Source organism: Thermogemmatispora carboxidivorans (assembly GCF_000702505.1).
Lineage (GTDB): Bacteria > Chloroflexota > Ktedonobacteria > Ktedonobacterales > Ktedonobacteraceae > Thermogemmatispora > Thermogemmatispora carboxidivorans.
Map to the genome: position 1 here is coordinate 3,127,680 of NZ_JNIM01000001.1, position 26,036 is coordinate 3,153,715.

General features: G+C 62.6%; 20 protein-coding genes. 8 read left to right on the plus strand and 12 right to left on the minus strand.

Features of this window, described 5'->3' with window-relative positions:
• Positions 1-33 precede the first annotated feature (33 nt).
• The 5 genes from N688_RS12275 to N688_RS12295 form a co-directional block, all read right to left on the minus strand.
• Complete coding sequence (locus N688_RS12275; protein WP_081838788.1) at positions 34-1,239, minus strand: ABC transporter ATP-binding protein; 1,206 nt, start codon at positions 1,237-1,239, stop codon at positions 34-36.
• 51 nt (positions 1,240-1,290) lie between these two features.
• Positions 1,291-2,229: an ABC transporter permease gene (locus tag N688_RS12280; RefSeq protein WP_052889553.1), complete on the minus strand. Its 939-nt coding sequence runs from the start codon at positions 2,227-2,229 to the stop codon at positions 1,291-1,293.
• Positions 2,230-2,268: 39 nt separating this feature from the next.
• Positions 2,269-3,195 (minus strand): ABC transporter permease, encoded by a 927-nt coding sequence (locus N688_RS12285; RefSeq protein ID WP_081838789.1) that lies wholly within the window; start codon positions 3,193-3,195, stop codon positions 2,269-2,271.
• Positions 3,196-3,328: 133 nt separating this feature from the next.
• Complete coding sequence (locus N688_RS12290; protein ID WP_052889554.1) at positions 3,329-4,531, minus strand: extracellular solute-binding protein; 1,203 nt, start codon at positions 4,529-4,531, stop codon at positions 3,329-3,331.
• A gap of 743 nt (positions 4,532-5,274) precedes the next feature.
• On the minus strand, positions 5,275-7,215 hold the full coding sequence (locus N688_RS12295) for a hypothetical protein (RefSeq protein WP_202901910.1): 1,941 nt from the start codon (positions 7,213-7,215) through the stop codon (positions 5,275-5,277).
• Positions 7,216-7,715: 500 nt separating this feature from the next.
• Here N688_RS12295 and nagE point away from each other — a divergent pair, with 500 nt between their 5' ends.
• The 4 genes from nagE to N688_RS12320 all read left to right on the plus strand — a co-directional run bounded on the left by nagE (position 7,716) and on the right by N688_RS12320 (position 11,516).
• Positions 7,716-9,302 carry an N-acetylglucosamine-specific PTS transporter subunit IIBC gene (gene nagE, locus N688_RS12305; RefSeq protein ID WP_202901911.1) on the plus strand — a complete coding sequence of 529 codons (1,587 nt, stop codon included), beginning with the start codon at positions 7,716-7,718 and terminating at the stop codon, positions 9,300-9,302.
• A gap of 417 nt (positions 9,303-9,719) precedes the next feature.
• The gene (locus N688_RS12310) at positions 9,720-10,208 is read left to right on the plus strand and encodes a PTS sugar transporter subunit IIA (protein ID WP_052889556.1); all 489 of its coding nucleotides are present in this window, start codon (positions 9,720-9,722) and stop codon (positions 10,206-10,208) included.
• A gap of 284 nt (positions 10,209-10,492) precedes the next feature.
• Positions 10,493-10,951 (plus strand): hypothetical protein, encoded by a 459-nt coding sequence (locus tag N688_RS12315; protein WP_052889557.1) that lies wholly within the window; start codon positions 10,493-10,495, stop codon positions 10,949-10,951.
• A gap of 103 nt (positions 10,952-11,054) precedes the next feature.
• Positions 11,055-11,516: an LURP-one-related/scramblase family protein gene (locus tag N688_RS12320; protein WP_052889558.1), complete on the plus strand. Its 462-nt coding sequence runs from the start codon at positions 11,055-11,057 to the stop codon at positions 11,514-11,516.
• A gap of 89 nt (positions 11,517-11,605) precedes the next feature.
• On the opposite strand, the gene N688_RS12325 is transcribed toward N688_RS12320, so the two are convergent.
• Positions 11,606-12,211, minus strand: a complete 606-nt coding sequence (locus N688_RS12325; RefSeq protein ID WP_156025400.1) for a glycerol-3-phosphate responsive antiterminator — start codon at positions 12,209-12,211, stop codon at positions 11,606-11,608.
• 823 nt (positions 12,212-13,034) lie between these two features.
• Here N688_RS12325 and glpK point away from each other — a divergent pair.
• From glpK to N688_RS12340, 3 genes are all read left to right on the plus strand, one after another.
• Positions 13,035-14,525 carry a glycerol kinase GlpK gene (glpK, locus tag N688_RS12330; protein WP_052889560.1) on the plus strand — a complete coding sequence of 497 codons (1,491 nt, stop codon included), beginning with the start codon at positions 13,035-13,037 and terminating at the stop codon, positions 14,523-14,525.
• 207 nt (positions 14,526-14,732) lie between these two features.
• Positions 14,733-15,635, plus strand: coding sequence for an MIP/aquaporin family protein (locus N688_RS12335; RefSeq protein WP_052889561.1), 903 nt, complete (start codon positions 14,733-14,735; stop codon positions 15,633-15,635).
• A gap of 741 nt (positions 15,636-16,376) precedes the next feature.
• On the plus strand, positions 16,377-19,304 hold the full coding sequence (locus tag N688_RS12340) for a glycoside hydrolase family 3 C-terminal domain-containing protein (RefSeq protein WP_052889562.1): 2,928 nt from the start codon (positions 16,377-16,379) through the stop codon (positions 19,302-19,304).
• Positions 19,305-19,633: 329 nt separating this feature from the next.
• Here N688_RS12340 and N688_RS12345 read toward each other — a convergent pair whose 3' ends face one another.
• The 6 genes from N688_RS12345 to thiO all read right to left on the minus strand — a co-directional run bounded on the left by N688_RS12345 (position 19,634) and on the right by thiO (position 24,401).
• Positions 19,634-20,590, minus strand: a complete 957-nt coding sequence (locus N688_RS12345; RefSeq protein ID WP_052889563.1) for a M23 family metallopeptidase — start codon at positions 20,588-20,590, stop codon at positions 19,634-19,636.
• 1 nt (position 20,591) lies between these two features.
• On the minus strand, positions 20,592-20,837 hold the full coding sequence (locus tag N688_RS23190; RefSeq protein WP_052889564.1) for a thiol-disulfide oxidoreductase DCC family protein: 246 nt from the start codon (positions 20,835-20,837) through the stop codon (positions 20,592-20,594).
• A gap of 464 nt (positions 20,838-21,301) precedes the next feature.
• Positions 21,302-21,535, minus strand: a complete 234-nt coding sequence (gene thiS, locus N688_RS12355) for a sulfur carrier protein ThiS (protein ID WP_052889565.1) — start codon at positions 21,533-21,535, stop codon at positions 21,302-21,304.
• Between the two features lie 4 nt (positions 21,536-21,539).
• Positions 21,540-22,325, minus strand: coding sequence for a thiamine phosphate synthase (thiE, locus tag N688_RS12360; RefSeq protein ID WP_052889566.1), 786 nt, complete (start codon positions 22,323-22,325; stop codon positions 21,540-21,542).
• A gap of 19 nt (positions 22,326-22,344) precedes the next feature.
• Positions 22,345-23,130: a thiazole synthase gene (locus N688_RS12365; protein ID WP_052889567.1), complete on the minus strand. Its 786-nt coding sequence runs from the start codon at positions 23,128-23,130 to the stop codon at positions 22,345-22,347.
• Positions 23,127-24,401: a glycine oxidase ThiO gene (gene thiO, locus N688_RS12370; RefSeq protein ID WP_052889568.1), complete on the minus strand. Its 1,275-nt coding sequence runs from the start codon at positions 24,399-24,401 to the stop codon at positions 23,127-23,129. The genes N688_RS12365 and thiO overlap by 4 nt, the downstream gene beginning before the upstream one ends.
• 496 nt (positions 24,402-24,897) lie before the next feature.
• Here thiO and N688_RS12380 point away from each other — a divergent pair, with 496 nt between their 5' ends.
• Positions 24,898-25,653, plus strand: a complete 756-nt coding sequence (locus N688_RS12380; protein WP_156025401.1) for a hypothetical protein — start codon at positions 24,898-24,900, stop codon at positions 25,651-25,653.
• Positions 25,654-26,036: the final 383 nt, after the last annotated feature.

Here is a 26,036-nt window from a genome sequence, read left to right on the forward strand (position 1 = left end):
CCACCCGGTCTGCCCCTCAGCCAGTCAGAGAGTCTACGGCCCCTTCCAGGCATGTTCCGGCTGCGGCTCGGGCTCGGACGAGGTTTGTCCGGTGACTACGGCCCTGCCTGAGCGCCCGGCAGTCGCTTCTGCCTCGCGCTCCTCGTACGGTAGCACCAGGCAGGCAGTGGGTGGGAAAGAGAGAAGGACACGCTGTCCGGGAACCAGGGTACGGGCCTGCAGCCCGGGCAGATCAACCGTGAAGAGCTGTCCCCCCTCGGCACGCACGCGGAAGCGGGTCACCGCCCCCAGAAAAGTGCGCAGCTCCACGGTGCCCGGGAGCATATTCTCTGGCTCCTGGCTCTGACTCCCATCCATCGCGACGTCACCCACCTCGTCAAGCTGGTGCAGTGTGACCAGCTCTGGGCGCACCACCAGGAGCACAGCGGTGTCATCGCTCAGCTCCGGCTGAGGGGGAACACGTAGGAGGATCTCGCCAAGGCGGCAGCGACCATCAGCCGCGCGTTCTAGTCGGGCCGGCAGGCGGGTACTGGCCCCGACAAAGCCGGCCACAAAGACCGTGCGTGGTCGGCGATAGATTTCTTCGGGCGCCCCCAGCTGCTCAAGGCGACCGCGGGCCATGACGGCGATGCGATCGGAGATGGCCAGGGCCTCCTCTTGATCATGGGTCACGTAGATGACGGTCATCCCCAGCTGCTGCTGAATGCGCCGGACCTCCTCGCGCAAGGTCACACGCACCGCCGCATCGAGAGCCGAGAGCGGCTCATCGAGCAATAGCACCTTCGGTTCAACGGCCAACGCGCGCGCCAGGGCCACGCGCTGCTGTTGTCCGCCCGAGAGCTGATGCGGATAACTGCGCGCCCGATCGGCCAGTCCTACCAGGGCAAGCAGCTCCTCACAGCGCTGGCGGATCACTGTAGGGGGCAAGCGTCTGAGACGCAGGCCAAAGGCGACGTTCTGCTCAGCCGTCATATGCGGGAAGAGGGCATAGGACTGAAAGACCATGCCCATCGGGCGCCGGTTGGCCGGGCGGCTAGTGATCTCCTCCCCATCAAGGAGGATGCGCCCGGCATCCGCCTGCTCAAAGCCAGCAACCAGGCGCAGAATAGTGGTCTTGCCACAGCCGCTTGGTCCCAGAAGCGTCAAGAACTCGCCCTGCTCAACCTCCAAAGAGAGGCGCTCAACGGCCCGCGTTCTTCCAAAGGATTTGCTCAGCTCCTGCAATTCTAGAAAAGCCATAGGCATTCATCCTTGTGTCATCCATGCTTGACAGCCGCAGAGCCAGTCGACCTAGCGTGGGCCTGCCCCTTCGATCTGTCCCGGGAGGGCGGTCTGTCCCCTGCTCGTGCGCGGACGTGTAGCCGGTACCATGCCCAGTACACAGAGGAGCGTCAGGAGAAAGCTGAGGACTGCCAGCAGGGCTGCCCGGTGCGGATCATTCTGCCCCGTCATGTTGAGATAGATGGGGAAGGTATAGGTATTGAAGAGGCTGGCCAGCGTCAGCTCACCCATTACCGTCGAAAAGGTCAACAGGGCCGCCGTCAAGATTCCCGGCCAGATATTGGGGAGAATCACCTGCAGCAGCGTCCGCCACCAGCCCGCTCCCAGGCTGGCCGCCGCCTCCGTGAGCACTCTGACATTGATCGCGCGCAGACTGTTATCAATAGCTCGATAGGCAAACGGCAGCGCCACAATGACATAGGCACAGATGAGCAAGAGCGGAAGATCCAGCAAGGGGAAGATGTTGCTTAGCAACGGCACCAGGCCCAGGGAGAGCAGGGCCACCAGGGGGCTGTTGGTGGCCGCCCCGTTGTACTCCTGCAACAGACCGGTTCCGAGCACAATAGGTGGGACGGCAAAGGGCAACAGAGCCAGCGCATCGAGCAGAGGCTGCACCCGTGGCAGGCGTAGGCGCACCTGGTAAACGGTGGGCGTCAGCAGCAGGATGACCAGCACCGTCGTTCCCGCCGCCAGCCCGAGCGAGGTCAGCAGCGTCTGCCAGAAATCGGGATCGCCAAAGACGGTGCCGAGACTTGAGAGATCTCCCCAGCCGTGGCTACCACTGAGACCAAAGACCAGGGTGGCCGCCAGCGGGATCAACAGATAGAGCAGGACCAGAACGAGCGCCAGCCTGGCCGGCAGGAGGCCGCCCTCGTTCGTCAGGCGCTGCCTGAGCTGCCCCGCGTCCGGGCTTTGCCCGCGGCGGCGATACCGAATGAGCGATCGCATGCCTTTTTTTCTCCTTGCCCTGGCACGTGTCTTCACTCGCTAGCGCCCTTGCCAGCGGCTCGCCCGCCTGAGCATCGTCGTGTAAAGCGCGACCACCACTAGCAGCAGCACCATCATGCCGACAGCAAGAGCATCGCCCAGGCCAAAGTCGACAGTCACGTTGCCATTGACCAAAAAATCGATGAGGATGGGGACCAGGTTGATATTCCCCTGAGCCAGCGCATAGGCCGTAGCAAAGGCCCCAAAGGCATTGGCAAAGAGCAGCATGGTGCCAGCAACCAGCGACGGGAAGAGGACGGGCAAGGCCACACGCCACCAGTAACCAGCTGGCGAGGCCCCCAGATTGATGGCAGCCTCGCGCCACTCTGGACGCAGTCCGGTAAAGGCAGGCAGCGTTACCAGGATCATCAGCGGAAGCTGGAAATAGACATAGACCAGCACCAGGCCCCAAAACTGATAAATGCTGAAGCCGAGCCCGTAGAGATCGAGATGCAGCCAGCTGCGCAGGGCGACCGTCACAAAGCCGGTGACCCCAAGGGTTGCGACGAAGGCGAAGGCCAGCGGGACCCCCGCAAAGTTGGCAGCAATGCTGCAGAAGCTCATGAGCAAATTGCGCAGCCAGCCCTGGCGCAGGCTAGCCAGCCCATAGGCAGCTACCGCACCGAGCAAGCCCCCAATGAGAGCCGTGACCAGCGAAAGGGCCACGCTATTCTGAAAGGCGCGCAGATTGCTGGCCTGGGCAAAGAGCCGCTGATAGCTGGCCAGACTCAGCCCACCAGTGCCACCGTTGGTCAGGCTCCCCTGAATCGTGATGACCACAGGCAGCAGCTCGAAGAGCAGGCAAAAGAGTAAGAAAGGCACAAGAATCGACCAGGCCAGCAGCCCAGCCAGCTGCCAGGCACGACGCCGCGGCTGCTCCCCCGTCGTCCCCCTGGTCACTTTCTCATCGAGCGCCTGCGAAAGCATAGGTGTCCCTCTCTCCCTCCTGATCAGATGGCCGCCGGGGGCGCACTCGCTCCGATCAAGCTGCCAAAGCAGACCACTCAGACGAGCGTAGTGCGCCGCCTGCTGTGCCAGGAATGCGCTCTTTTCTGGCTCGCTACGAGCCAAGCACCTGCGGTCCCCAGTTGTTGTTGATCAGCGTCGATGCCGCATTCAGCTGAGCCAGCGATGGGAAACGCACATTGGCATACTGCTCAGCCGGCGGTAATTTGGCGGCGAGATCAGGGGGCACCTTGCCAGCTGCTACCAGCTTTTGATAGCGGGCCGGATGTGCGTAGCCCTTCAGATAGAAGAGCTGTCCCTCGTCAGAGAAAATATATTCGATCCAGAGGCGGGCCGCGAAGGGATGGGGCGCCGTCTTATTGATCACTGAGACATAGGGACCAGCGATCGAGCCATCGGAGGGAATGACCACCTCCAGATGGGGCTTGCCGGCCAGCTGGTCGCGGAAGCCCAGCCCAAGATAGTCCCACATCACGGCAATGGCCACCTCGCCGGTCGAAATATTGGCAATGCTGGAGCGGGCAACCGTGAAATTGCCACTCTTCTTGAGCTTCGCAAAATAGTCAATACCGGGCTGGATATTGTCGAGGCTGCCGCCGTTAGCCAGGGCAGCGGCAAAGACCGCCAGAAAGGCATCGTTGGCCTGGCGCGGGTCCCCATCGATGCCAACCATATTTTTATAGTTGCCGCGCAGCAACTCAGCGAAGGAGGTTGGCGGCTTCTTCACAAGATCGGTATTGATCACAAAAGCCTGCGCGCCATAGTATTCGGTGCACCAGTAGCCGTCAGGGTCCTTGAGACTGGCGTCGATGTCATCCCAGTAGGCATGCTTGTAGGGAGCGACTAGCCCCTGCTGAACAGCGAGCGGCCCAAACTTGAAGCCAACGTCACCGATGTCGCCGTGAGGGCGCGTCTTCGAATTCTTGAAGACCTCTAGCTCCTGAGCCGAGGAGTATTCGGCTTCAGCCTTGTAGGAGATAGGCAGGCCATAATGGCTGGTGTAGCCAGCCAGGATATCCTTGTAGTCAGCCCACTCGGGCGGAATCCCCACGGCCTGCAGCTGACCCTCTTTTTTGGCGTTGGCAATCAGCGTGTCCATCTTGATGGGACCAGCCATGTTGAAGTCGGCAGTGGTGGCACTGCTGCCAGTACTACTGCTCCCACAGGCTTCGAGCATGGCCGCCAGGGCGCTGGCCGAGAGGCCAGCCAGGCCCGCCCGCCTCAGAAAGTGGCGCCGGCTCTGCTGACCGAAGAGATCATTGAATAGCAGCCGTTCCTGGCTGCGTCCAGGGCGCATCAAAAGGCTACCTCCTGATCGTTGGCATGCACGGAGAACAAGGTCAAAGGTCATGCGGGAAGGACCGCTAAGCCCAGTACGCTGAGTTAGCGCTTGAGGCTGCTATCCTCCTCATTCTTCACTGGAGCAAGCGACCGACCGCAAGCGCATCCAGCAGAGGAACAAGCGGAGAAACAGCCAGATCAACGGCAGACAGGCCGGCCCAAGGCAGGCCACCGAGCGCACGCCCTGTCTCTCCGTAAGCTTGCTCTCTTCACGCTTCTTCATGGTAGGGCGGCCATGCTAAGAGGAGGTTAATAGATAAAGTAGGGGGTGTTAAGGCTCAGTTATATTTCGCCCAACGCCGCAGGAGCAAGCCGCTGACAAGGCTGGTGACGCGGCCTTACTGGGGCAATATCGCATCCAGGAATAAAACAATTGATTTATCAAGCATTTTCTGCTACCATAGATAGCAGACTGGCATATCTAGCCAGGAGAGACTCAGGAGCAGAACGGGAGCGGCGCCTCCCACCAGCGCATCTTCTCCACAACAAGGCCAGCCGGGCAACGCCTAACACCATCCGACTCACCCGGGCGGACAGCAGAGAGCGATCCCAAGCGCTCCCTATTGCCACAAACAAGAGGCGAGAGCCTGCCGGAAGCGATCGCAGGCGATCATCTCCTCCGACAGGCTCCGCCTCTCATCTTCAGGGACGAGGGCTACGGGTGCGGCTTCCCACCTTCATCTGTCTCAGTATCCCCCATTACGACGAGTGCACCGTCAGCACAATGTTGCCACTGTAGCTCTGACCGGCGACAATGGGCGTCGCAACTCCATCGACCGTCAAGGTGAGCGTATGGCCTGGCGGCGCCGTCAGGGTCGCACCCGGAGCAAGCACCAGCTTACTCAGATAGCTGGTCCCGGTGACTGTCCAGCGCGATCCCGCGTTGAGCGTCACGATCACCCCATTGTTAATCACCGGTGAGGGCGTATTGCTCACCTCGCCCAACTGCTGATAGTTGGCCGAGGTGATGGTGCTCACGGCATGGCGCGCCAGCGAAGCCGAAATCACGCCAGTCAGGCGGGCCTTATTGAACGTCAGTACCATATTCATGTCGCCCCGCATGCCATTGAAGAAGTCACCCGTGAGAGCGATCTGCGAGAAGGTTGCCACGGCATCGCTGCTGTGGACCGCCGTCACATCAAAGCCGCTGTCCTTGACCGGTAAGCCGCTCGGCTCGGTATAGACGCCGGCATTGACCAGCTTGCCATTGACAAAGACCGGCCCCGGATCATCGTTCTCCATCAGCTGCAGCAGCGTGCCATTGGCAGGCAGCAGACGGGCCCCCTGCGAGCCATCGACCGTGATCGTCACCGCCTGACCTTTGTCCAAAAAGGTCGCTTCCTGCGTTCTGAAAAGCGTTCCTCCATTGACGGTAACCGCCCCCGGACCATGCCACATCACGCCAAAGCGGCGCGAATTGATGACCGTCGCCCGCACCGGCAATTGTGCCAGCTCGTGGGCGCTCAACCCCAGATCGAGGGCGCGATTGAGCTGAGCCACCGTCGTCGGCGTGCTGTCACCATAGAAGACTGTTCCGCCACGGATGATGCTGGCGTAGGTAGCGACATCGAAGGTCGTTCCCAGGAAGCGCTCGACGGCATCGCCAATGGCATAGGAGCCATAGCCGCCCTCGCTGCCCGTATTGATCAAGGTGCTATCGATAGCGGTGAGCTGCCCATCCTGACCAACGTCGCTAGAGAGGACCCCCCAGCCCTCCGAGGAGAGGGTTGAATTGATGTAGGTCGCCTTGGTATTGACGCCGAGCAGGTTGGTGGCGCGCACATTGCCGGCAATGCTCAGCATCCAGGGCGCCGATTCCATGTAGGTCAGGTCAACCGTAGGCACATAATCAGAAGGCAACGTCCCATCGTGCACGGCAATCGTCGAGTTCTTGACGATGACGTTGGCTCCGCCTTCAGCGACGATGGCGGTGCGTACCGCTCCGCTATTGTTGATGAAGGCATGGTCAACGACCAGCTTCGTGCCCTCGCCCGTGCCCACAATGGCCGCGCCATAGCCCACAAAGTCGGAGCGCCCATTGCCCTGGAAAGAGATCATGGGGTGCTCCAGCAGATAACTGCCCCCAGCCACATAGACGCCGTTGAAGGCTTCGCCAGTGGAGACGAGGCGAATGTTGCTGGCCGTGGTGGCAGTCAGTACCCCACCCAGAACCGCCGCCAGCACCGACCTGGCGCGCACAAGGCCGCTGTTATCAACATAGAGCGCCTGGCGGAAGGGGAAGAGCAGGCCCTGCCAGCTGACAGCATTGGCCTGGGCTACGGTGAGCACGACGTCACCGCGATAGGTGCCGGGCTGAATGGCCGTCGCAGCTCCTCCGGTAGCGGTGAGGCGCTGGCCGGTCTCCACACCGTTGACCGTCAGGGTGAGGCTGTAACCGCTGGGGGCAGCCAGGGTACAGCCCTGGGCCACCATCAGGCGGTGCACGTGGATCGTCTGGCTAATGAGCAGGGTCTGCCCGCTACCACAGGCCAGGTCGTCTAGCGCCCGCGCCTCGGCGACAGCGGTGAGCGCTGAGAATGGTAGCAGCACCATGACCAGGGCCAGCAACAGCCGCCCCAGTCGCTTGCCTACACGGGTGGCTGCTCCGTTGGCAGCCGGCAAGTCATCAGGCCGTGTCACGCTCGTCCTCCTTGAGCACTAGATCCAGAGCACGCCGCTCTCAGCGGGGAGAGTAGCGACGTCCTCTGCTTCGGTCTGACAGCGACCACCGTGGTCGCAGCTCCCTTTCCCCTGGCCTTGCCCGCCGCCGCAGCAAGCGCCTTCCCACTGACGAGCAGAAGATCGCTCATCAGGATGTCAGGAGTGGCGCCACATAGCTGCAGCGCCAGCAGCCTCAGCAGAGCGGGCAGCAAGCACAACAATGACAGGTCCTCATGGCTAGTGTAGCTGGCAGCAGATGGCGAGTCACTACCGCTTGCTTCCGCTTTTTCTTTTCCGCTTACTTCCTCCCGCTGACTCTGAGCCTCCACCGCACGTGGAACGCGCTCAGTCCCGCCATCATGTTGCCCGTTGCGTAGGTGGTATAGATGACTTGACGAATAAATGGTGGGCGGGTATAGTATACCCATAAACGTCCTCGGATAGGATGAACCTATCTCTTCAAGAGAGGAGAAAAGGCCGTGAGTACCGCAAACACCTCGTCCTCCGGTGTTATTCCCTCCACCCGTACCAGCGGTTTCGATCGTGTGCTGGGAGCCTTACAGAGTATCGGGCGCTCGCTCATGCTCCCCATTGCAGTGCTGCCAGCGGCGGGTCTGCTGCTGCGTTTTGGGCAAGCCGACCTGCTCAACCTGCCCTGGATGGCAGCGGCGGGCAACGCCGTCTTCTCCAATCTCTCGCTGATCTTTGCCGTTGGCATTGCCATCGGACTCACTGGCGGCGAAGGGGCGGCGGCGCTAGCCGGGCTGGTCGGCTATCTGGTCTTCACCGGCGTTTTCAACGTTATCATTCCCCAGGTCAATGGCGCTCCTGATCCCTCGATCTCGATGGGCGTCTTCTCTGGCATCATCATGGGGCTGGTCAGCGCCGGTCTTTATCGGCGCTTCCATGACATTCGCCTGCCGGACTATCTGGCCTTCTTTGGCGGCAAGCGCTTCGTGCCTATCATTACGGCCCTGGTTGCTCTTGTGCTGGGAGCCATTTTCGGCCTGATCTGGCCGCCGATCCAGGGAGCCATCAACGCTGTCGGTCAAGGAATCGTAGCCCTGGGGCCGCTTGGCACCGGGATCTATGGCCTCCTCAACCGGCTGCTGATCCCCTTCGGCCTGCACCACGTGCTGAATACCTACGTCTGGTTCCAGCTGGGCACCTATCACACGGCGCACGGCCTCGTTAATGGCGACCTCAACCGCTATTTTGCCGGCGATCCAACAGCTGGCAACTTTATGGCTGGCTTCTTCCCCGTGATGATGTTCGGACTGCCAGCGGCCTGTCTGGCCATGATTCGCCGCGCCCATTATCCACGGGTGGCCGCGGGCATCTTGCTCTCCGCCGCCCTGACTTCCTTCCTGACGGGCGTGACCGAGCCAATTGAGTTCGCTTTCCTCTTCGTGGCTCCGGTGCTCTTTTTGATCCACGCTGTGCTGACCGGCGTGGCCCTGGCAATTTGCACAGCCCTGGGCATCCACATCGGCTTTACTTTCTCCGCCGGCTTGATCGACTACCTGATTAATTTCAGCAAGGCCAATACGACCCAGCCGCTGGTGTTGTTGCTCATCGGGCTGATCTACGCCGTTGTCTATTACTTTACTTTCAGTTTCTGCATTGAACGCTTCAATCTGGCAACGCCGGGGCGTGGCGACACGGCCACAGACAGCCGCAGCGACTGGATTCTGCCCGAGAGTCAACGCGGGCCACGCCCGGGACGAAAGACAGAGGAGGGAGCGACGACTGCAGGCGATGCCGATGAGCGGCTGGCCGCGGAGTTGCTAGCTGCACTGGGCGGCAAGGAGAACGTTGAGAGCGTCGAGGGCTGCATCACGCGCCTGCGCCTCTTTATCAGCGAGCCGCAGCGCATCGACGAGGCCCGGCTCAGGAGCCTGGGGGCCGCGGGCGTCATTCGGCACGGCAAGATCGTCCAGGTCGTCATGGGCACACAGTCCGATCGCCTGGCCAGCCGCATGAAACAGCTGATGAAGAAGGGCAGCAGCGAACAGAGCCAGACCGCTGATACATCAGCCGGAGAGAGAGAGGAGAGCCAGGGCTGAACTGGCATCACCGTGAGCGATCCCTCCCCTCCTCTTGCCGTGCACATATGCAGCATATGGTCAGTGCTGGCGCTCTTGTGAGGGAGAGATAGGCGCGGTGCCTCTCGTTCTGAACGGGCAGCCTGAAGAGGTCTGCCCGTTCAACGTGACGTCTTCAGGTCGGAAGGCCGCTCTGGGAGAAGATCCAGAGCGCCCGAGGTAGGCTGGTGCATCTGCCGGCCCTCTCCTGTGGCTGATCCTGTGACAGGGAGAAGATCTATCGCAGGCCACGGGCCGCCCCGCTGGCATCGCCCACTATGGCCAGCTCGTCAAGAGGAGACTGATCGAGAGAAGGCAGGCAGTGCATCTGGCCAGACTCGTCCAACGAATAGAACGATGTAGGGATACTCTCGAAAAGCGCAGGTTTTGAGGAAGAGCATGAGAGTCAGTAAAAAGAATGATCTGGTGATTGTGGCTCCGCTTGATGGTCAGGTAGTGCCGTTGGAGCAGGTGCCCGACGAGGTTTTTGCTCAAAAGCTGGTTGGCGATGGCCTGGCGATTGATCCGCGGGGCAGCGTGGCAATTGCTCCGATCAGCGGTAGGCTGGTGCGTCTCTTTCCGGGCGGCCATGCCTTCGTCATCGCCTCCGGCCCCGAGGGCAGCGAGGAGGAGGCCGCCGTCATCGTTCATCTAGGTCTCGATACGGTAGAGCTGGCCGGCGATGGCTTTACTTTGTTGGCCCAGGAAGGCGAGCATGTCGAGGCCGGCACGCCGGTGGTGCGCTTCGATCGCGCACGCATCGAAGCGCGAGGCAAGAGCATGCTCAGTCCTGTGGTCTTCAGCGGCAGCGGGGTCTTGACGCAGCGCGCCAGTGGCAGGGTGCAGGCCGGGCAGGATGTACTCTTTATCGTACAGCGTGCACTATAGGCACAAATCGGTATAGCCTCCTCTTGACAAGCAGAGATTCTGACCCTATCCTCAAGACAAGGGAGAAGCTCAGAGATTGGCAACGCATGGTAGCGGATAGACATACGAGATCAGCAGCGTAGCCTCCTTGTTGGCGCATGGGAGCAAGGCGGGCCTGGGCGGCCTTCTGCCATCAGGCTGATCACCCATCAGGAGGCACGGCCCAGCGGGTACAGCCAGGCAAGCAAACCGTAGCCTATGAAGTGCAGAGCCGTTTTCCACGCCAGCGGAGAGGAGTCTCAGCCATGCTAGAAGCCGTGCCACGCACGCGCTGGTCGCACAGCTATCGTCTTTTCCGGGATGGCACCCTGCTAACTGAGATCGGTCCTGCCCTGTCCTGTCAGGTGGACGGCCTGACGATTGTAGGACGCTTTGGCCTGATCCAGACCTACCTGCTGGAGGTTAATGGCTCCTTGATGGCGCAGGCCCAGCCTTCAAGCTCCTTGGGGCGGCAATGGTCCATTCGCCATGTTGGGAATGAGCAGGTCTATCGGCTGCGTCTCAGACGACCGCTGTCCATGACCTTCGTTTTGGAGCGCAATGGTACCCTCCTTGGGACGATCGGTCCGCAGATCCGGCGGATTTTTTGGCCTCAGAAAGCCGCAATTGACGTGTCTGATCTTCCCCTGCCCCTAGTCCTCTTTGTATTCTGGCTGGTCATCATCCATACTCAGCACCATGACGGTGGCGGAGGAGCCATGTAAGATGCGAGCGGGCCGGGCATGGCTGGCAAGCATACGAGTCCCGCGCTTCTTGGACGCAGAGGCAGATAAGCGAGGTTTTTCAGCAAGCAAAGGAGCAACTGCAATGCTAGAAGCCGCACCACGCCACTGGTATTCGAATATCTACGTCGTCCGTCGGGATGGACAGGAACTTGCAGAGATTAAGCGAGGCTTGTTGCGCGAACAGGGCAGTATTGTAGTGGAAGGTCAGACATGTACTATTCGGCGTGCCGGGCTGACCGGGCCTTTTCTCTACGAGGTGGATGGCACACCCCAGGCCCAGGCCAAGAGCCATTCGTTCAGGCGCCGCTTTGAGGTCGACTATGCAGGCCAGCGCTACAGCCTGCGTGCGCAGTCGCTGTGGACGCGCACCTTTCTGCTGGAGCACAACGGCGAAGTACTGGGGACCATCCGCCCGCAAAGTCTCTGGAGCCGCAAAGCGATTATCGAGATTCCCGGTTTTCCCCTGCCCATCGTCCTTTTCTTCTTCTGGCTGGTCATGATCCAGTGGCAGCGAGAGGAGGTCGCCGCAGCGTCAGGCGCGTAGCAGCGTAGCTCATCATCTCCTTCTTCTCTCCCTGCTGCGCTTTTTCAGGGGAGAAACGCAGAGGAGGCCATGCGCTTGAGCCGCTCAGCTCAGGCCAGGGAGAGGTTGCGCCAGAGGCTGTAGGTGCTGCTGCTGCTGAGGATGGCCCCGGCCTGCTGAACACGGGCCACGTCTTCGGCAGTGCGGATGAAGCCGCCGGCAATGAAGGGACCAGCCAGGAGGCGGCGCAGGGTAGTGGCTACCTCGGGGAACATGATGCCGGGCAGGACCTCAACAAGATCGGGGCCAGCATGGGCAATGGTGCGAACCCCCTTTTCGAGGCCAGAGTCGTCGAGCAGGAGCAGGCGCTGAATGGTGATCAGGCCCTCGGCGCGCGCCGCCGTCACCAGTTGCGACTTGCTGGTGATGATGGCCTCGATGCCAATTTGGTGCAGATACTGGATGCCCGCCCGATCTTTGCCGATGCCGCTGACTAGATCGACGTGCACCACTACGCGCTTGCCCCGCCGCCGTGCTTCTGCGACAAAGGGAGCCAGCTGAAAGGCATCGCCCTTCAGCAGAAAGAGGAGGGGCGTGTCCGCCTCCAGGGCGAGGCGCATATCCTCCTCCGACTTGAGCGCCGCCGCTACGGGGTAGAGACGCGCCAGGCGGACAATTTCAAGTGCAGCTTGCGTATACACACCTCGATGAAACAAGGGGGCCGTTCCTCGAACCGCTCGACCTGTGAGGTTCAGGAGCGTCTACTTTATTGTATCTTTATTATAGTCAGGAAGCGGCCTGTTTGTCTAGCCTGAGCTAATTGACCACCTCCACCGGGGGCCGGGCGGGCGAGCCGGACGGTCAGCAATTCGGCACTTGACAAAGCAGGGTGGGTTAACTATATTATAAGCAAGGCACGGGTTATTAGCCGGCCTGTACTGCTACCATTGTAGCAACGCAGAGACAACTAAATATAGAATTGACAGGACAGTGAACTGAAAAGTCCTGAGCCAGTGTGAACAACACGGCTTGGGACTTTTTTCTTTTGCTCCTGGCTCTCAGGACCTGCCCGCCAGCGTCGGGGGCGATCCTGCGATTAAAACTTGATTCGCAGAGATGGCCCTGCTGACAGAGCTGGCTACCCTGGAGGGTGTCAAAGGGGCAACAGCCTCTCGCATGGCGGAGCGGAGCGGTAGCGCGGCACGGAGGCTGCCGCCAGCTCAGACAAGGCGGTATCCAGTGGAGGGGTCTGGTTCGTCATAGCGGGAGCAGGAGGTAGGCTAGGCAGAGAGCAGTACAGGTCAGGCAAGGCCAGGGTCAATGGCAACGTTGCCAGCGGCCCGGCGGCCCAGCAGCCTGCGCATCCGCCCCCTGCGCTTCAGGCTTCACAAGCAAGCCGAAGCCGGCGGCAGGTCAAGCAGGCGGGTAGCGTGCCCGGACGCAGCGGTCCGTTCTGCGCCGGGAGCGGCGCGGCGTCCAGGCTGGCCGATCTTTGGACAACGGAAGACGTCACAGCAACAAGAAAGGGCTTGTCTACCTATGGCGAAGTACGTCCTCGCCCTTGACCAGGGCACCACCAGTTCGCGCGCCATCGTCTTCAACCATGACGGCGCCGTCGTCAGCCTCGCCCAGAAAGAATTCCCGCAGATCTACCCGGCACCGGGACTGGTCGAGCACAATCCCGAAGACATCTGGTCCAGTCAGCTCAGTGTCGCCCAAGAGGCTCTGCACAAGGCCGGGGCCAGCGCCGCCGACATCGCTGCCATCGGCATCACCAACCAGCGCGAGACCGCCATTGTCTGGGAGAAGGCTACCGGCAAGCCGGTCTTCAACGCTATTGTCTGGCAGAGCCGCTTGACGGCCCCCATCTGCGACGAGCTAAAGGCCAAGGGCTTCGACAGCGAGATCCGCCAGCGGACTGGGCTGGTGACCGATGCCTATTTCTCGGGCACGAAGGTCAAATGGATTCTGGATAACGTGCCCGGCGTGCGCGAGAAGGCCGAGCGAGGTGAGGTGCTCTTCGGGAACGTTGACACCTTCCTGATCTGGCGCCTCACCAAGGGTCGCGTCCATGTGACCGATGCGACCAACGCTTCGCGCACCATGCTCTACAACATCTACACGGGCGACTGGGATGATGTGATCCTCAAGGAGCTGGGTGTACCACGCGCGATGCTCCCCCAGGTGATGCCCTCCAGCACGGTCTATGGCGAGACCGACCCAGAGTTTTTCGGCGGCCCGATCAAGATCGCCGGAGTGGCCGGCGACCAGCAGGCGGCGACCTTCGGCCAGGCTTGCTTCGAGGTCGGTATGGCGAAGAATACCTATGGCACCGGCAGCTTCATGCTGATGAATACCGGCGACCGTGGGGTGGCTTCGAAGAACGGCCTGCTGACGACGATCGCCTGGCGCATCAATGGTCAGACGATCTACGCCCTCGAAGGGAGCATCTTCATTACGGGTGCCGCGGTCCAGTGGCTGCGCGCCATCGCGTCGAGTAGCGATGTGGAGCAGCTGGCGATGTCGGTGCCCGACAACGGCGGCGTCTATCTGGTGCCGGCCTTCGTCGGCCTGGGCGCTCCCTATTGGGACCCCTATGCCCGCGGCACCATCGTCGGCCTGACGCGCGGCGCCAGCATCGCCCACATCGCCCGCGCGACGTTGGAGTCGATGTGTTACCAGACGCGCGACGTGCTGGAGGCGATGACGGCGGATAGCGGCGTGAGCTTGAAGGCGCTGCGCGTCGACGGCGGCGCTGTGGTCAATAATCTGCTGATGCAGTTCCAGGCCGATATTCTGGGCGTGCCTGTGCAGCGCCCCAAGGTGGCCGAGACCACGGCTCTGGGCGCGGCCTACCTGGCCGGCCTGGCAACCGGCTTCTGGAGCAGTCAGCAGGAGGTGGCTGAGCAGTGGGCCGTCGACCGCACGTTTGAGCCGCAGATGAGCGCCGATCAGCGCGATGCGCTCTATGCCGGCTGGAAGCGCGCCGTGGAGCGCTCGCTGCAGTGGGAGCGGCCCGCTTCCGCTTAGCGGTCTACCCCTGTTCCGCACAGGGGCAGGCGGTCGCCTGATTGATCAGGCTGCCCGCTCACAGTCCGTCTGGCCATCCGCTGGACGCGCCTACTGCTCGCGCCCACGCGCGCCCTGCTCCGCGGCGGATGGCCGGGCTCTGGTTTTGCCCTGGTCTGTCATTCATTCTTTCTTCTATCTCTCTGAGTGACAAAGGAGTTTGGATCAATGGCCCGTCAATTTACAAGCAGGCCCTCAGCGCTTGCGGGCCTGTGGGGAGAATGCATCGCCGAGTTCTTCGGTACCATGATCCTGCTGCTCTTCGGCGATGGCTGCGTGGCCACGTTCGCTCTCTTCACGAATATCGGGGCGAACAATGCCGCAACGCCCTTCGCCAACGAGTGGATCGTCATTATCCTGGGGTGGGGCCTGGCGGTGATGCTGGGCATCTATGTGGCTGGAGCCATCAGCGGCGCTCACCTGAATCCGGCGGTGACGCTGGCCCTGGCCGCACGCGGAAAGTTCGAGTGGAGCAAGGTCGTCCCTTATTGGGTCGCTCAGGTGCTCGGTGGTTTCGTCGCTGCCGCTATTCTCTACTTCGTCTATCAGGGAGCGCTGGTACATGCCCTGTCGCTCAATCATTTGACCATCGGGCAGATCGCCGATCCTAATGGCTACGGCGGCGTCTTCTATACGTCTCCTAAGCCGTTCGTGGGGACCTTCGGGGCTTTCTGCGATGAGTTCGTGGGGACCGCTCTGCTGGTGGGCCTGATCTTTGCGATCACTGATGGCCGCAACCAGCCAGTGCAGGCTAACTTGAATCCGCTGATCATCGGTCTGCTGGTGGTGGCCATCGGCGCCTCCTTCGGCCTGAACACGGGCTATGCCATTAACCCGGCCCGCGATTTTGGTCCGCGGCTGTGGATCGCTCTCGTGAGCGGCGGGGCCAGCCTGTCGGCCAATGACTACTACTTCTGGATTCCGATCGTGGCCCCGTTGCTGGGCGGCGTGGTCGGCGCTTTCGTCTATGACTTCACGGTCGGTAAGGTGCTGGAAGCCCGCGGTCTGACAAAGTCGGGAACGGCGGAGACCAAGGGCGAGGCGGTGCGCGTGCCCAGCGAGGCGGAGTAAGCGGCCAGTAGCCAGGTCGGTCTTCCTGGCACTGCTCCTGCTGTTTGTCGTCCGTCCGCTGACTCAGGCGGTGCTCTCCGGTACGCTTCGGCTTCTGCTTTGCGTGGGCGGCGGGGAAGAAGAGACTTGAGCCTTCTTCTCTGCCGCCGCTTGGCGTTTTGGTCCAGAATTAACAGCAGGCGAGAAGTAATCACTCCAGCAACAGCCTTCCTTACTATCCATGAGCAAAGGTGAGAGGAGTGCAGTGCTCCTGTCGCTGGAAGCTTTTTTTGTGGAGCTTTTTGCCAGAGCGTCGGAAACAGGGCACGCTCTGGTTTCAGTGTAGCACAGCGTTTTCCTGTGTAACACACTAGGAGAGGTAAGAGGGCAGAATGGCCGCCGAGAGCTGCATTCGTATGGCAGAGCACAGTTCTCGGCATGCTTTATGCAAGAGAGTAAAGCGAGAGCAGGGCCCAGTCGCTGGCCTCCGCTGTGTCTCGTCTCTCCGGTTGGGTCCTGCTGCTGCCCGGGCAATGGGGGATTGCCTGGCAGGCCAGTCACACGGTTCGGTACAACGTCGGCCCGGCAGGCCACAGTGATTAGAGCGGAAGGGCCAGCCACCTGTGATCTCGCCCTGGAGGCAGGCCCCTTCTCTTCTTCCTTTGCGCACTGTGCCTGCCCTGCCGGGCCTGATTGCGGGTGCCAGAGCACGCAACGCTGAGTGTCTCTCTGGCTCAGTCTGCCAACGAAGGAGCGTGCTAGATGCGACGCCTTGTACTGTTGCCCGGCGCCAGGATGGCGCTGAGACTGCTGCTAACGCTGCTCTTGCTCTGTCTGTGGAGCCTCTCCCTCTCCCTCTCTACCACAGGAGTGCAGGCCGCCTCCGCCTCGGCTCGCCCCTGGATGAACCGCACCTTGTCGCCCGACCGGCGCGCTGATCTGCTGCTGGCCCAGATGACGCTGGACGAGAAGATCGCCATGTTGCATGGCTGGTCTGGTGGCAGCTATGTGGGTTACATCCCGGCCAATACGCGCCTGGGTATTCCGGCCCTCGGCCTGGAGGACGGTCCCGCCGGGGTCGCCGATGGGATGACGGGCGTGACCGCCTTCCCGGCGCCCGAGGCACTGGCCGCGAGCTGGGATACAAGTCTGCTGCGCCAGTACGGCCAGGACCTCGGCAGCGAGGAATGGGGCAAAGGTGCGAATGTGGCCCTGGCCCCGACGGTCAATATCTTGCGCAATCCACAATGGGGCCGCAGTTTCGAGACGCTGGGCGAGGACCCCTATCTGACGGCTCTGCTGGCCAGCGCCGATATCCAGGGCATCCAGAGCCAGCACGTCATCGCGACCGTTAAGCACTATGCGGCCAATAACCAGGAGTACCACCGCACGACGGTGAGCGCCAATGTCGATGAGCGCACCTTGCATGAGATCTATCTGACTGCCTTCGAGTATGCCGTGAGGCAAGGGGGCGTCGGCGCGGTGATGTGCTCCTACAATAAGGTGAACAACGTCTACGCCTGTGAGAATCCCTATCTGCTCGCTACAACCCTTAAGGGGACTTTCGGCTTTCCGGGCTTTGTGATGTCGGATTGGGGGGCGACCCATAGTACGGTACCTGCTATTACGGCGGGCCTCGATATGGAGATGCCGGACAGCACCTACTTTGGCAATACCCTCAAGCAGGCGGTACTCAACGGACAGGTGAGCATGGCGACGATCGATGAGGCGGTGCATCGTATTTTGCGTACGATGTTCGCGATCGGCCTCTTCGATTATCCGACGACCGGTAGCCCGAGCGCGACGGTGACCAATGCCCAACATGCGCAGTTGGCCCGCCAGGCCGCCGAGGCCGGCACGGTTCTGCTCAAGAACGACGGCCAGTTGCTGCCGCTCGATCCGAGCAAGATCCACTCCATTGCGGTGATCGGTCCTGATGCCTCGGTCGCTCCCCAGGCGACGGGCGGCGGCAGCGCGCATGTGATCCCGCCCTATGTGGTGACGCCGCTGCAGGGGATTACGCAGCGCGCCGGGAGCGGTGTGACGGTGCGCTACGCCCAGGGGATCACGACGACGGGAACGCTGCCGCCGATCGAGGCTCAGTATCTGACGCCGCCTTCGGGCAGCGGTCAGGGCCTGCTGGGCGAATACTTTACTAATATGACGCTCTCGGGCAGCCCGGTGCTGACGCGCGTCGACAGCCAGATCAATTTCGATTGGAACGGGCAATCGCCCGGCCCCGGGGTGCCGGCGACTCAGTGGTCGGCGCGCTGGACGGGGACCCTGACGCCTCCGGTGAGTGGAACGTATACGTTCTCGTTGACAAGCGACGATGGCAGCCGGCTCTACATTAATAACCAGCTCTTGATCGATAACTGGCGCGATCAGGCGACGACCACTGAGACGGCTTCGATCCAGTTGACGGCTGGTCAGTCTTACGCCATTCGCGTGGAGTACTATCAGAACGGTGGCGCGAGCAATGTGGCCCTGGGCTGGAGCATTCCAGGCCAGGAGAATACGTTGCTCGCGCAGGCCGTGGAGCTGGCGCGAAGCTCGGATGTGGCCATTGTTTTTGTCAACGATGTGGAGTCGGAAGGCTCCGACCGCAGCAGTTTGGAGCTGCCGGGGGCCCAGGATCAGCTAATTGAGGCGGTCGCTCAGGCCAATCCGCATACGATTGTAGTGCTCAATACGGGCGGGCCGGTGCTGATGCCGTGGGTGGACCAGGTGCCGGCGCTGTTGGAGGCCTGGTATCCGGGCCAGGAGGACGGGAACGCCATTGCGGCGGTGCTCTTTGGCGATGTTAATCCGTCGGGGAAGCTGCCGATGACTTTCCCGCGCTCGGCCAGCGATCTGCCGGCCAGTACGCCGGCCCAATATCCGGGCATTAACGATCAAGAGGACTATTCGGAGGGGGTCTTTGTTGGCTACCGCTATTACGATGAGCGCGGGATTACGCCACTTTTCCCCTTTGGCTACGGCCTCTCCTATACGACCTTCCGCTATAGCCATCTGCGGGTGACGCCGCCGCAGGCAGATTATCGCAGCCGGATTGCCGTTGATCTGGACGTGACAAACACGGGTCGGCGCGCCGGGGCTGAGGTGGTGCAGCTCTATCTTGGGATGCCGTCGACGAATGTGCCGGAGCCGCCGCGCCAGTTGAAGGGCTTCCAGAAAGTCTTTTTGCAGCCCGGCCAGACGAAGCACGTGCATTTTGAGCTGAATCCGCGCGATCTCTCGTACTGGGACGTGCAGGCCCATAGCTGGGTCGTTCAGGATGGGAGCTACTCGGTACAGGTGGGGTCGTCGTCGCGCGATATTCGCCTGCGGGGCAGCTTCACGGTGCGCGTGACGAACGGTCCGCGCTACGTGAGCGTGCAGGCGCCGCAGGGGCTGGCCGCCGGTGCAAGCGCGACGGTGACGACGAGTTTCACCAACGGCGGGGACCTGACGGCGCAGGCGCTGCGGCTGGAGCTGCAGGCGCCCCAGGGCTGGCAGGTGCGCGCGCTGAGTCCGAGCACGTTCGCCAGGGTAGGAGCCGGTCAGACGGTGCAGGTGCGCTGGCAGGTGACGGCCCCGACGGATGCCTCCCCGGGCAGCTATGCGCTGCAGGCGAGCGCGCGTTTTGTGAGCGCGGACGGGCCGGGACGCGTGCAGGCTTCGACCAGCCTGACAGTTCCTTATTCTTAGCTGGCGGCGGTTACAGCTATTCGGCTCAGGCGCCGACTCCACGCGGGAGCGCTGGGCTGGGCGCGCGACGGCTCCGCGGCCCGCGTCTGAGATAGGCTGGCGCGGTTCTGCTCCCTTTCCCCCGGGGAGCAGGCCGCGCCAGTTTCTTTGCTTGCTCTCTGCGCTGCAGCCACGGCTCCGGTTCAGCCGCCTGCTGGCGCTGGTGACCGGTCCCAGGCGATAGCCTCGCGTCAGCGCTCCCCAGCTCATGTCTATGGCGGTCCGCCTTCTACGCTCTCAGCGGCTGTGTGGGCAGCGCGTTCCGCGCAACGACGGCAAGGAGGGGCTGCCTAGCTCGCTTCTCTGCTACGGTTCTCTCTTTCAGGGAGGGGGACGAAGGAGGAGCGTCGGGCGGGGAAAAGGGGAGCGGGACGACCCGGGATGATGGAGTTGCGTCGCAGTCGCTTCCCATTGATGGTGATGGGAACGGCTTGCCATTGGCCGTTGATGGCGCGCTCGGCGTGCAGGTGAATGTGGGGCTCGCTGGTGTTGCCGGAGTTGCCGATACGTCCCAGGTAGTCACCGACACGGACCTCTTGCCCGGGCTGGACAGCGACGCTGCCTTGCTGCAGGTGGGCCACGAGCAGGTGCACCTCGGGCCTGGCAGCGCTGCGCATGAGGACGTAGTTACCGAGGGGACGCTGAGGGTCTGTGCTGCCGATGGGCTGATCGGGTAGACGGTTTTCGCAGTTGAGGACGATGCCGTCGATGGGTGAGAGCACCGGCTGCCCAAAGCTGTGGTAGGCCGTCAGCGGGCGGGGAAAGAGGCTGAAGCCGGACGTTCTGCGGCCCAGGGCATCGATCACGGAGAGATCGAGGGCATAGGCCTGGGTGGGAGCTTTTAATCCGTGGTAGTTGACCAGGCGGGAGTGGCCGCCCTGCCCAACGAAGAGCCGTTGTGGACAGGGCGAGGCCAGGTCAAGGCCCGGCTGCCCAACGTTGCGGCGAACCCTCCACTCGAGCAGCAGCCAGGCCCCCACGACGAGCGCGATGGCCAGCCAGTCCTGTTTGAAGAGCAGGAGAGCGAGCAAGGCCAGCAGCCAGGCGTACTGAAGGTAGAGACTGAGCCTATCCCACATCGTGATGAAGAGGATCCAGGTGAGGGCCAGGGCTGCGAGAGCTGGCCCCAGAGCCAGAGGGCCGCTGGATAGATAGCCAGTCAGTATCAGCATCCCGAGAGGATAGACGAACCCCAGCAGGAGCAGCCAAAGCCTCATCCATACGAGATTGAATTTCACGGGTTCCATTCTACACTTCCTCCTTGCCAGCGAATGCAGTTTTCTGAGCTTCTCGACAGGTGAGATCACACTGATCGACGGGAACGAAGTGACGCTTCCTGGCAATGACATCGTAGAGAGGCTGACCCGCCCCAAGCCCGGAGAGGAGCCAGCAAAAGGCTGCCGCTGGCCAGAGAAGTGGCCCCCTGCTCATGATCTGCACCAGACTATCACAGCCGTTTACGTAAGCTCCACCGGACAGTCTTCTACTATGCATGCGGCGCTGCAGCTCCTCTCTTGTCACGGCGGCATTGTCGGGGGAAAAGCCCACAGCGACAGTGACAGCGAATGGCCTATGACCCCCCAGCCGGCAGGGAGCATGCTCGCACCCTCTTCCTTCAGATTCACTATCTATAGACGCTGTCCCTTGGTGGGCCTTCAAGACCTTGACCCTGCTCCTGTTGCGTTCTTTTCCATCAGTATAGGCCCATGACTATGGCAAGTACTGCACGTAAAATGAGGGTACTTGTTCTAGATGATGAAAGAGTCCTCAGAGAGCGGAGAAAGGGAGCAGAAGAGCTACTGAGGGTTCCCACTGAAAGCGCTGCCTCACCTGATCGGAGGAGCGGCGCCCTACTCGTAAGCAGCACAGCCACATCAGTAAGTGCCGCCGCTTCCTACTATGAGTAGGGTGCTGTAGCTCCTCCGGCGTCATCATTGCTGCATTGCCCGCCCACCTGCTCAGCCACCGCCGACCATCGTGACCAGCTCCAGGCGACAGCCCTCGTGCAAGCGCGTTTCGGCGAAGCGCTCGCGCGGGATAATGGTGCCGTCGAGCATGGCCACGACGCGGCCCGGCGTCAGGGCGAGCTGGCCGAGAAAGTCGGCGATGGTGCTCTCGCGCGGGACATGCCAGGGCTGGCCGTTGGCGACGATGGTCATCAGTTTCGCCTGGGAGGCAGCATCTTCTGCCATTGGTCTAGGTGTCCCCTCCTTTCTTTCTTGCTTGCTTGCTCTTTTCTGTGGCTGGCTGGCAGATCGCCGGACTGTTATGGGATGCCGCCAGCGGGTCTGGCCGCCGGCGAGCCTGGGCACCGGCAGTCAGGGCCTGCCGTAGCGCCTCGACGGCCTGGGCCACGGAGGCGGCGCCGTAGATGGCCGAGATGACGGCGATGCCGTCGGCTCCGGCGGCGATGACCTGGGCGGCGTTGGCGGCGCTGAGGCCGCCGATGGCCAGCAGCGGCAGCCGAGGCCAGCGGTCGCGTAGTTGTCGCAGCAGGGCGGGGCCGGTCCCGCTCTCACCAGGATGAGAGGGCGAGGGGAAGATGGTGCCCGCCAGCAGGTAATCGGCGCCGGCAACGACGGCCTCCTCCGCTTCGGCCAGCGAATGGACCGAGGCGCCGAGCAGCAGGGATTGCCCACAGCGCTCCAGCAGGGCGCGGGCGACGGCCAGCGGTAGCGCGCGCCTGCCGAGCTGAACGCCGTCGGCGCCGACGGCCAGGGCCACATCGAGGCGGTCGTTAATGATCAGGCGGGCACCATGCTGGTGCACCAGCGGCCTCAAAATGGCCGCCAGCTCGTAGAGCCGGGCCGCCGACAGCCCCGGACCGCGTAGCTGCAGAAGATCGATCCCCGCCTCCAGGGCCTGGCGAGCGGTATCCACCAGGGCCGGATGCCGCTCGTCGGTGACCAGACAGAGCAGCGGTCCGCGCGCCGCCACGAACTCCGGCCATCCTCGTGCGGCTGGTGTGCTCTCCTCCGTCATAGTATCCACTTGCTTCAGCTCAGGACGGGCTGCCGACCAGGCCGGTCAGGGGGCTGCTGGCCGCGGCCTGGGGACGGCGCGGGATGCGTCCGGCCAGGAAGGCGGCCCGCCCGGCTTCGATGGCCAGCTTCATGGCGCGCGCCATCAGGACAGGGTTGCCGGCCTGGGCCACGGCGGTATTGATCAGGCAGGCGGCGGCCCCCAGTTCCATCGCAAAGGCGGCATCCGAGGGGGCACCGATGCCGGCGTCCACAATGACGGGTACACGCGCTTGCTCGATGATGATCTGGATCTGCGGCAGGTTGAGTAGCCCCTGACCGGAGCCGATGGGCGAGCCGAGAGGCATGACGGTGACGGCGCCGACCTCCTGCAGGCGCCGGGCCAGGACGGGGTCGGCGTTGATGTAGGGCAGGACCTCGAAGCCCTCTTTGACGAGCTGGCGCGTGGCTTCCAGGGTGGCGATGGGATCAGGCAGCAGATAGTCGGGATCGGGGATGACCTCTAGCTTGACCCAGCGCGGCAGGCCCATTGCCGCCGCCAGGTGGGCGATCTGAATGGCCTCCTCGGCAGTCTTACAGCCGGCGGTGTTGGGCAGAATGGTGTAGCGCTCGGTGTCGAGATAGTCGAGCAGTGTCGGCTGCCCGGGATGCGAGAGGTCCAGGCGACGCAGGGCCACGGTGACGACTTCGGTGCCGCTGGTCTCCAGGCTCTGTTGCATCTCTTCGAAGCTGCGGTACTTGCCCGTGCCCAGGAGGAGCCGGGAGCGGAAGGTCCGTGAGCCAATGGTGAGCAGGTCCTCTGTCATGGTTGTTCTCTCCTGTTTACCTGGTCTTCTTGTGCGACGGCTTCGCCAGGTTGGCTGGCTTCGGCAGGCTGGCTGAACAATTCGAGCTGGCGACCGCCAGTTTCGGCGGCCCCAAGAGGGGTCAGGCGGCGACGCCAGGAGCCGAGGCGCTCGGGGGCAAAGGGGCGCAGGTCGAGGTCGTAGGGAACGGGCCGCCCCTGGATCAGCTCGGCGATGATGAAGCCGGTGACGGGTCCGGTGATGGCCCCGACGCGCCCGTGTCCGACGGCCAGCCAGAGGCCGGGGCTGCTGGGCGCTTCGCCGATGAAGGGCAGGCCATCGACAGAGACGGGGCGCAGGCCGGCCCAGGTGCGTTCAACGCTGGCCTCTTTCAGGGCAGGGGTCACCCGCTGGACGACCTCCAGGAGCTGGATCAGGCCGCCAGCGGTCGGCGTTTTGTCGAAGCCGCGCCGCTCGGAGGTGGCGCCGACAAAGACGCTGCCGTCGGCTTTGGGGACGAGATAGCCCAGGGGACCAGCGTAGATGGTGTGGCGCAGGGGCTGGCCGCTGGGACGCAGGGCCAGGAGCTGGCCTTTGAGCGGGTAGACGATGCCCGCCTGCTGGTCGCGATCAGACCAGGCGCTGCTCCAGGCACCGGTCGCCAGGACGACATGCCTGGCTTCAATGGGGTTCTCTTCGGTTACAACGCCCTGGACGCGGGCGCCGTCCCAGAGCAGGGCCAGGGCGCTGCGCGGAATGAGCAGCTCGGCGCCGTGCAATTGCGCGGCACGCACGAGCAGACGCGTGAGGTGGCCGATGGTGACGTTGCCTTCGGCGGGCGAAAGGATGGCCCCGCGCACGCCGGGGGCCAGCAGTGGCTCGCGCTGGCGAACTTCGTCGGCTTCCAGCCAGCGCAGTTCGGGACGCAGGGACTGCAGGGCGGGCAGGTCGCGGCGTAAGGCTCCGGCCTGCTGGTCGTCGAAGGCGGGATAGAGGGTCGGCAGGTGGACAAGGCCAGCCCACATGCCGGTTTCACTCTCTAGCTGCGCTTCGAGGCGCTCGTAGTGGCGCAGGCCAGCCAGACCCAGACGCAAGAGGGGATCGCTCAGGTCGCTGGCGCCGGCCTCGGCCAGTGGGGTGAGCATGCCGGCCCCGGCGTCCGAGGCTTCGGCAGCGACGCCACTACGGTCGATGAGGGCAACGCTTTGTCCAGCCCGCGCCAGATGGTAGGCCGTGGCACTGCCGACGATGCCCGCTCCGACTACCACTACGTCATAGGTTCGCCGTTGCATAGGCTCTTGCCTTCCTCTTCCTTGAACAGGCGGCCCATAAAAAAAGGCCGCTTCCCCAGACGGGCCGGGAAACGGCTTCTTGTCGACGCTCTCTCGCTGCGCGACGTGGGTGAAGCCACGTTGGGCAGCGGAGCCGGTGGGAGAAAGAAAGCGTTCCCTCCGCTGGTATGATCCAGATCAGGTGTCTGCTGCAGGGTCTGCGACATTGCAGGGTCGCACTCTCAGCCCGGCTCTCCGGACTCCCCTCGCTTCCTTCCTTGCTGGCCTGTTCCCCTGATGATGCCCAACCGGGTCGCGCGGAAAATAGGCCGGCAATCTTCTCTAACAGAGATGATACCATATGCCGGCTGCCTGTCACCAGCCAGACGGACAGCAAGCCCCCGAGCAACACGCATCTGTGCTGGCCTCGGGAGGCCAGTTCTGCTATACTGGGACCCAGACCCAACAACGAGCGAGCAAGCGATCAAAAGGCCCCTTTCCAAACAAGGAGCTGTTGATGATGAGTCAGCCAGTAGAGGAATTGGAGGCGACGCGCGCGGCAGTTGTGGCGCGCCTCTACCGCACCTTTGCCGCCTACCCATTCCGGCGGCAGATGTGGGCCTGTGCGCATTGCGTGACGCCGGAGGAGATCGCGCGTCTGGGGCGCGTACCACTGGAGCAGTTATCAGGCTCCGATCTGCAACGCTACGCCTGGAAAGCCCTGACGACCTGGGGCGAGGTCGTCGATTTCAAGCATTTTCTGCCACGCTGGCTGGAGATAATCCTGTATGGCCAGGATGACGGCTTTGGACTGGAGTTCAGACAGATCGCCACGAAGCTGGCCTACGGCCAGTGGCGCAGCTGGCCGCGCGTCGAGCAGGAGGCTGTCGAGACGGCCCTGTTGCTCTGCTGGCGCCTGCTGCTGGCACAGCCTCCCGCGACTCTGGTCTGGTACGATGCGGCAGGCTTCTTACGCTCAATGACAGAGAGCTGGGAGTCACCCGCGCCCTTCTTGCGCCTCTGGGAAGAGGCCACCGGCTTTTTTCCGCTCTATCAGCTGGCGCTCTTCTTTGTCGAGGAAGGGCCAGCACTGGCAGAAGAGCCTCGGGAAGCATGGCAACAGGGCGAGTGGCCCCTGCTGCGCTCCTGGCTCTTTTCTCCCCCGATCTATGCCCGTCTGACGGAGGCCTCGCAGCAGTGGCGCCAGGCGCTGCCGGAGGAGCTGAGCGAGAGGTTGGACTACTACCTCGACCACTTGCGACCCCTGGTCTGAGATCTGCGAAGCGGCTTCCCACTTGACAATATGCCTCGCTATATGATACATGATTCACATGTCATATTGAGCCTTGGAGAGAGCGCCAGCGCCGCGCAGCGTTGCGCGGAACCAGCGCCGCAGGAGGACGCCGGCCATGACTTGCCTTCCGCCAGCACGGTGCTGGCCTGCTACCAGCAGCCTGCCTGTTCCGGCTCGCGCCTGGCCCGTGCTGCCTGATCAAGATCAGCGCCAGGCGACTAGAGAGAGCGAATGGTTGCCCTGGCATCTCCCTCAGCATCTGCCTCGCCTCTCCTCAGAGACAGAGAGAGTGCTATCAGCCGGGCTGGTCTTTCCTGCTTTCTCTCCTCTTACCCGCCCATCTTCTCTTTTTCATTCCTGCC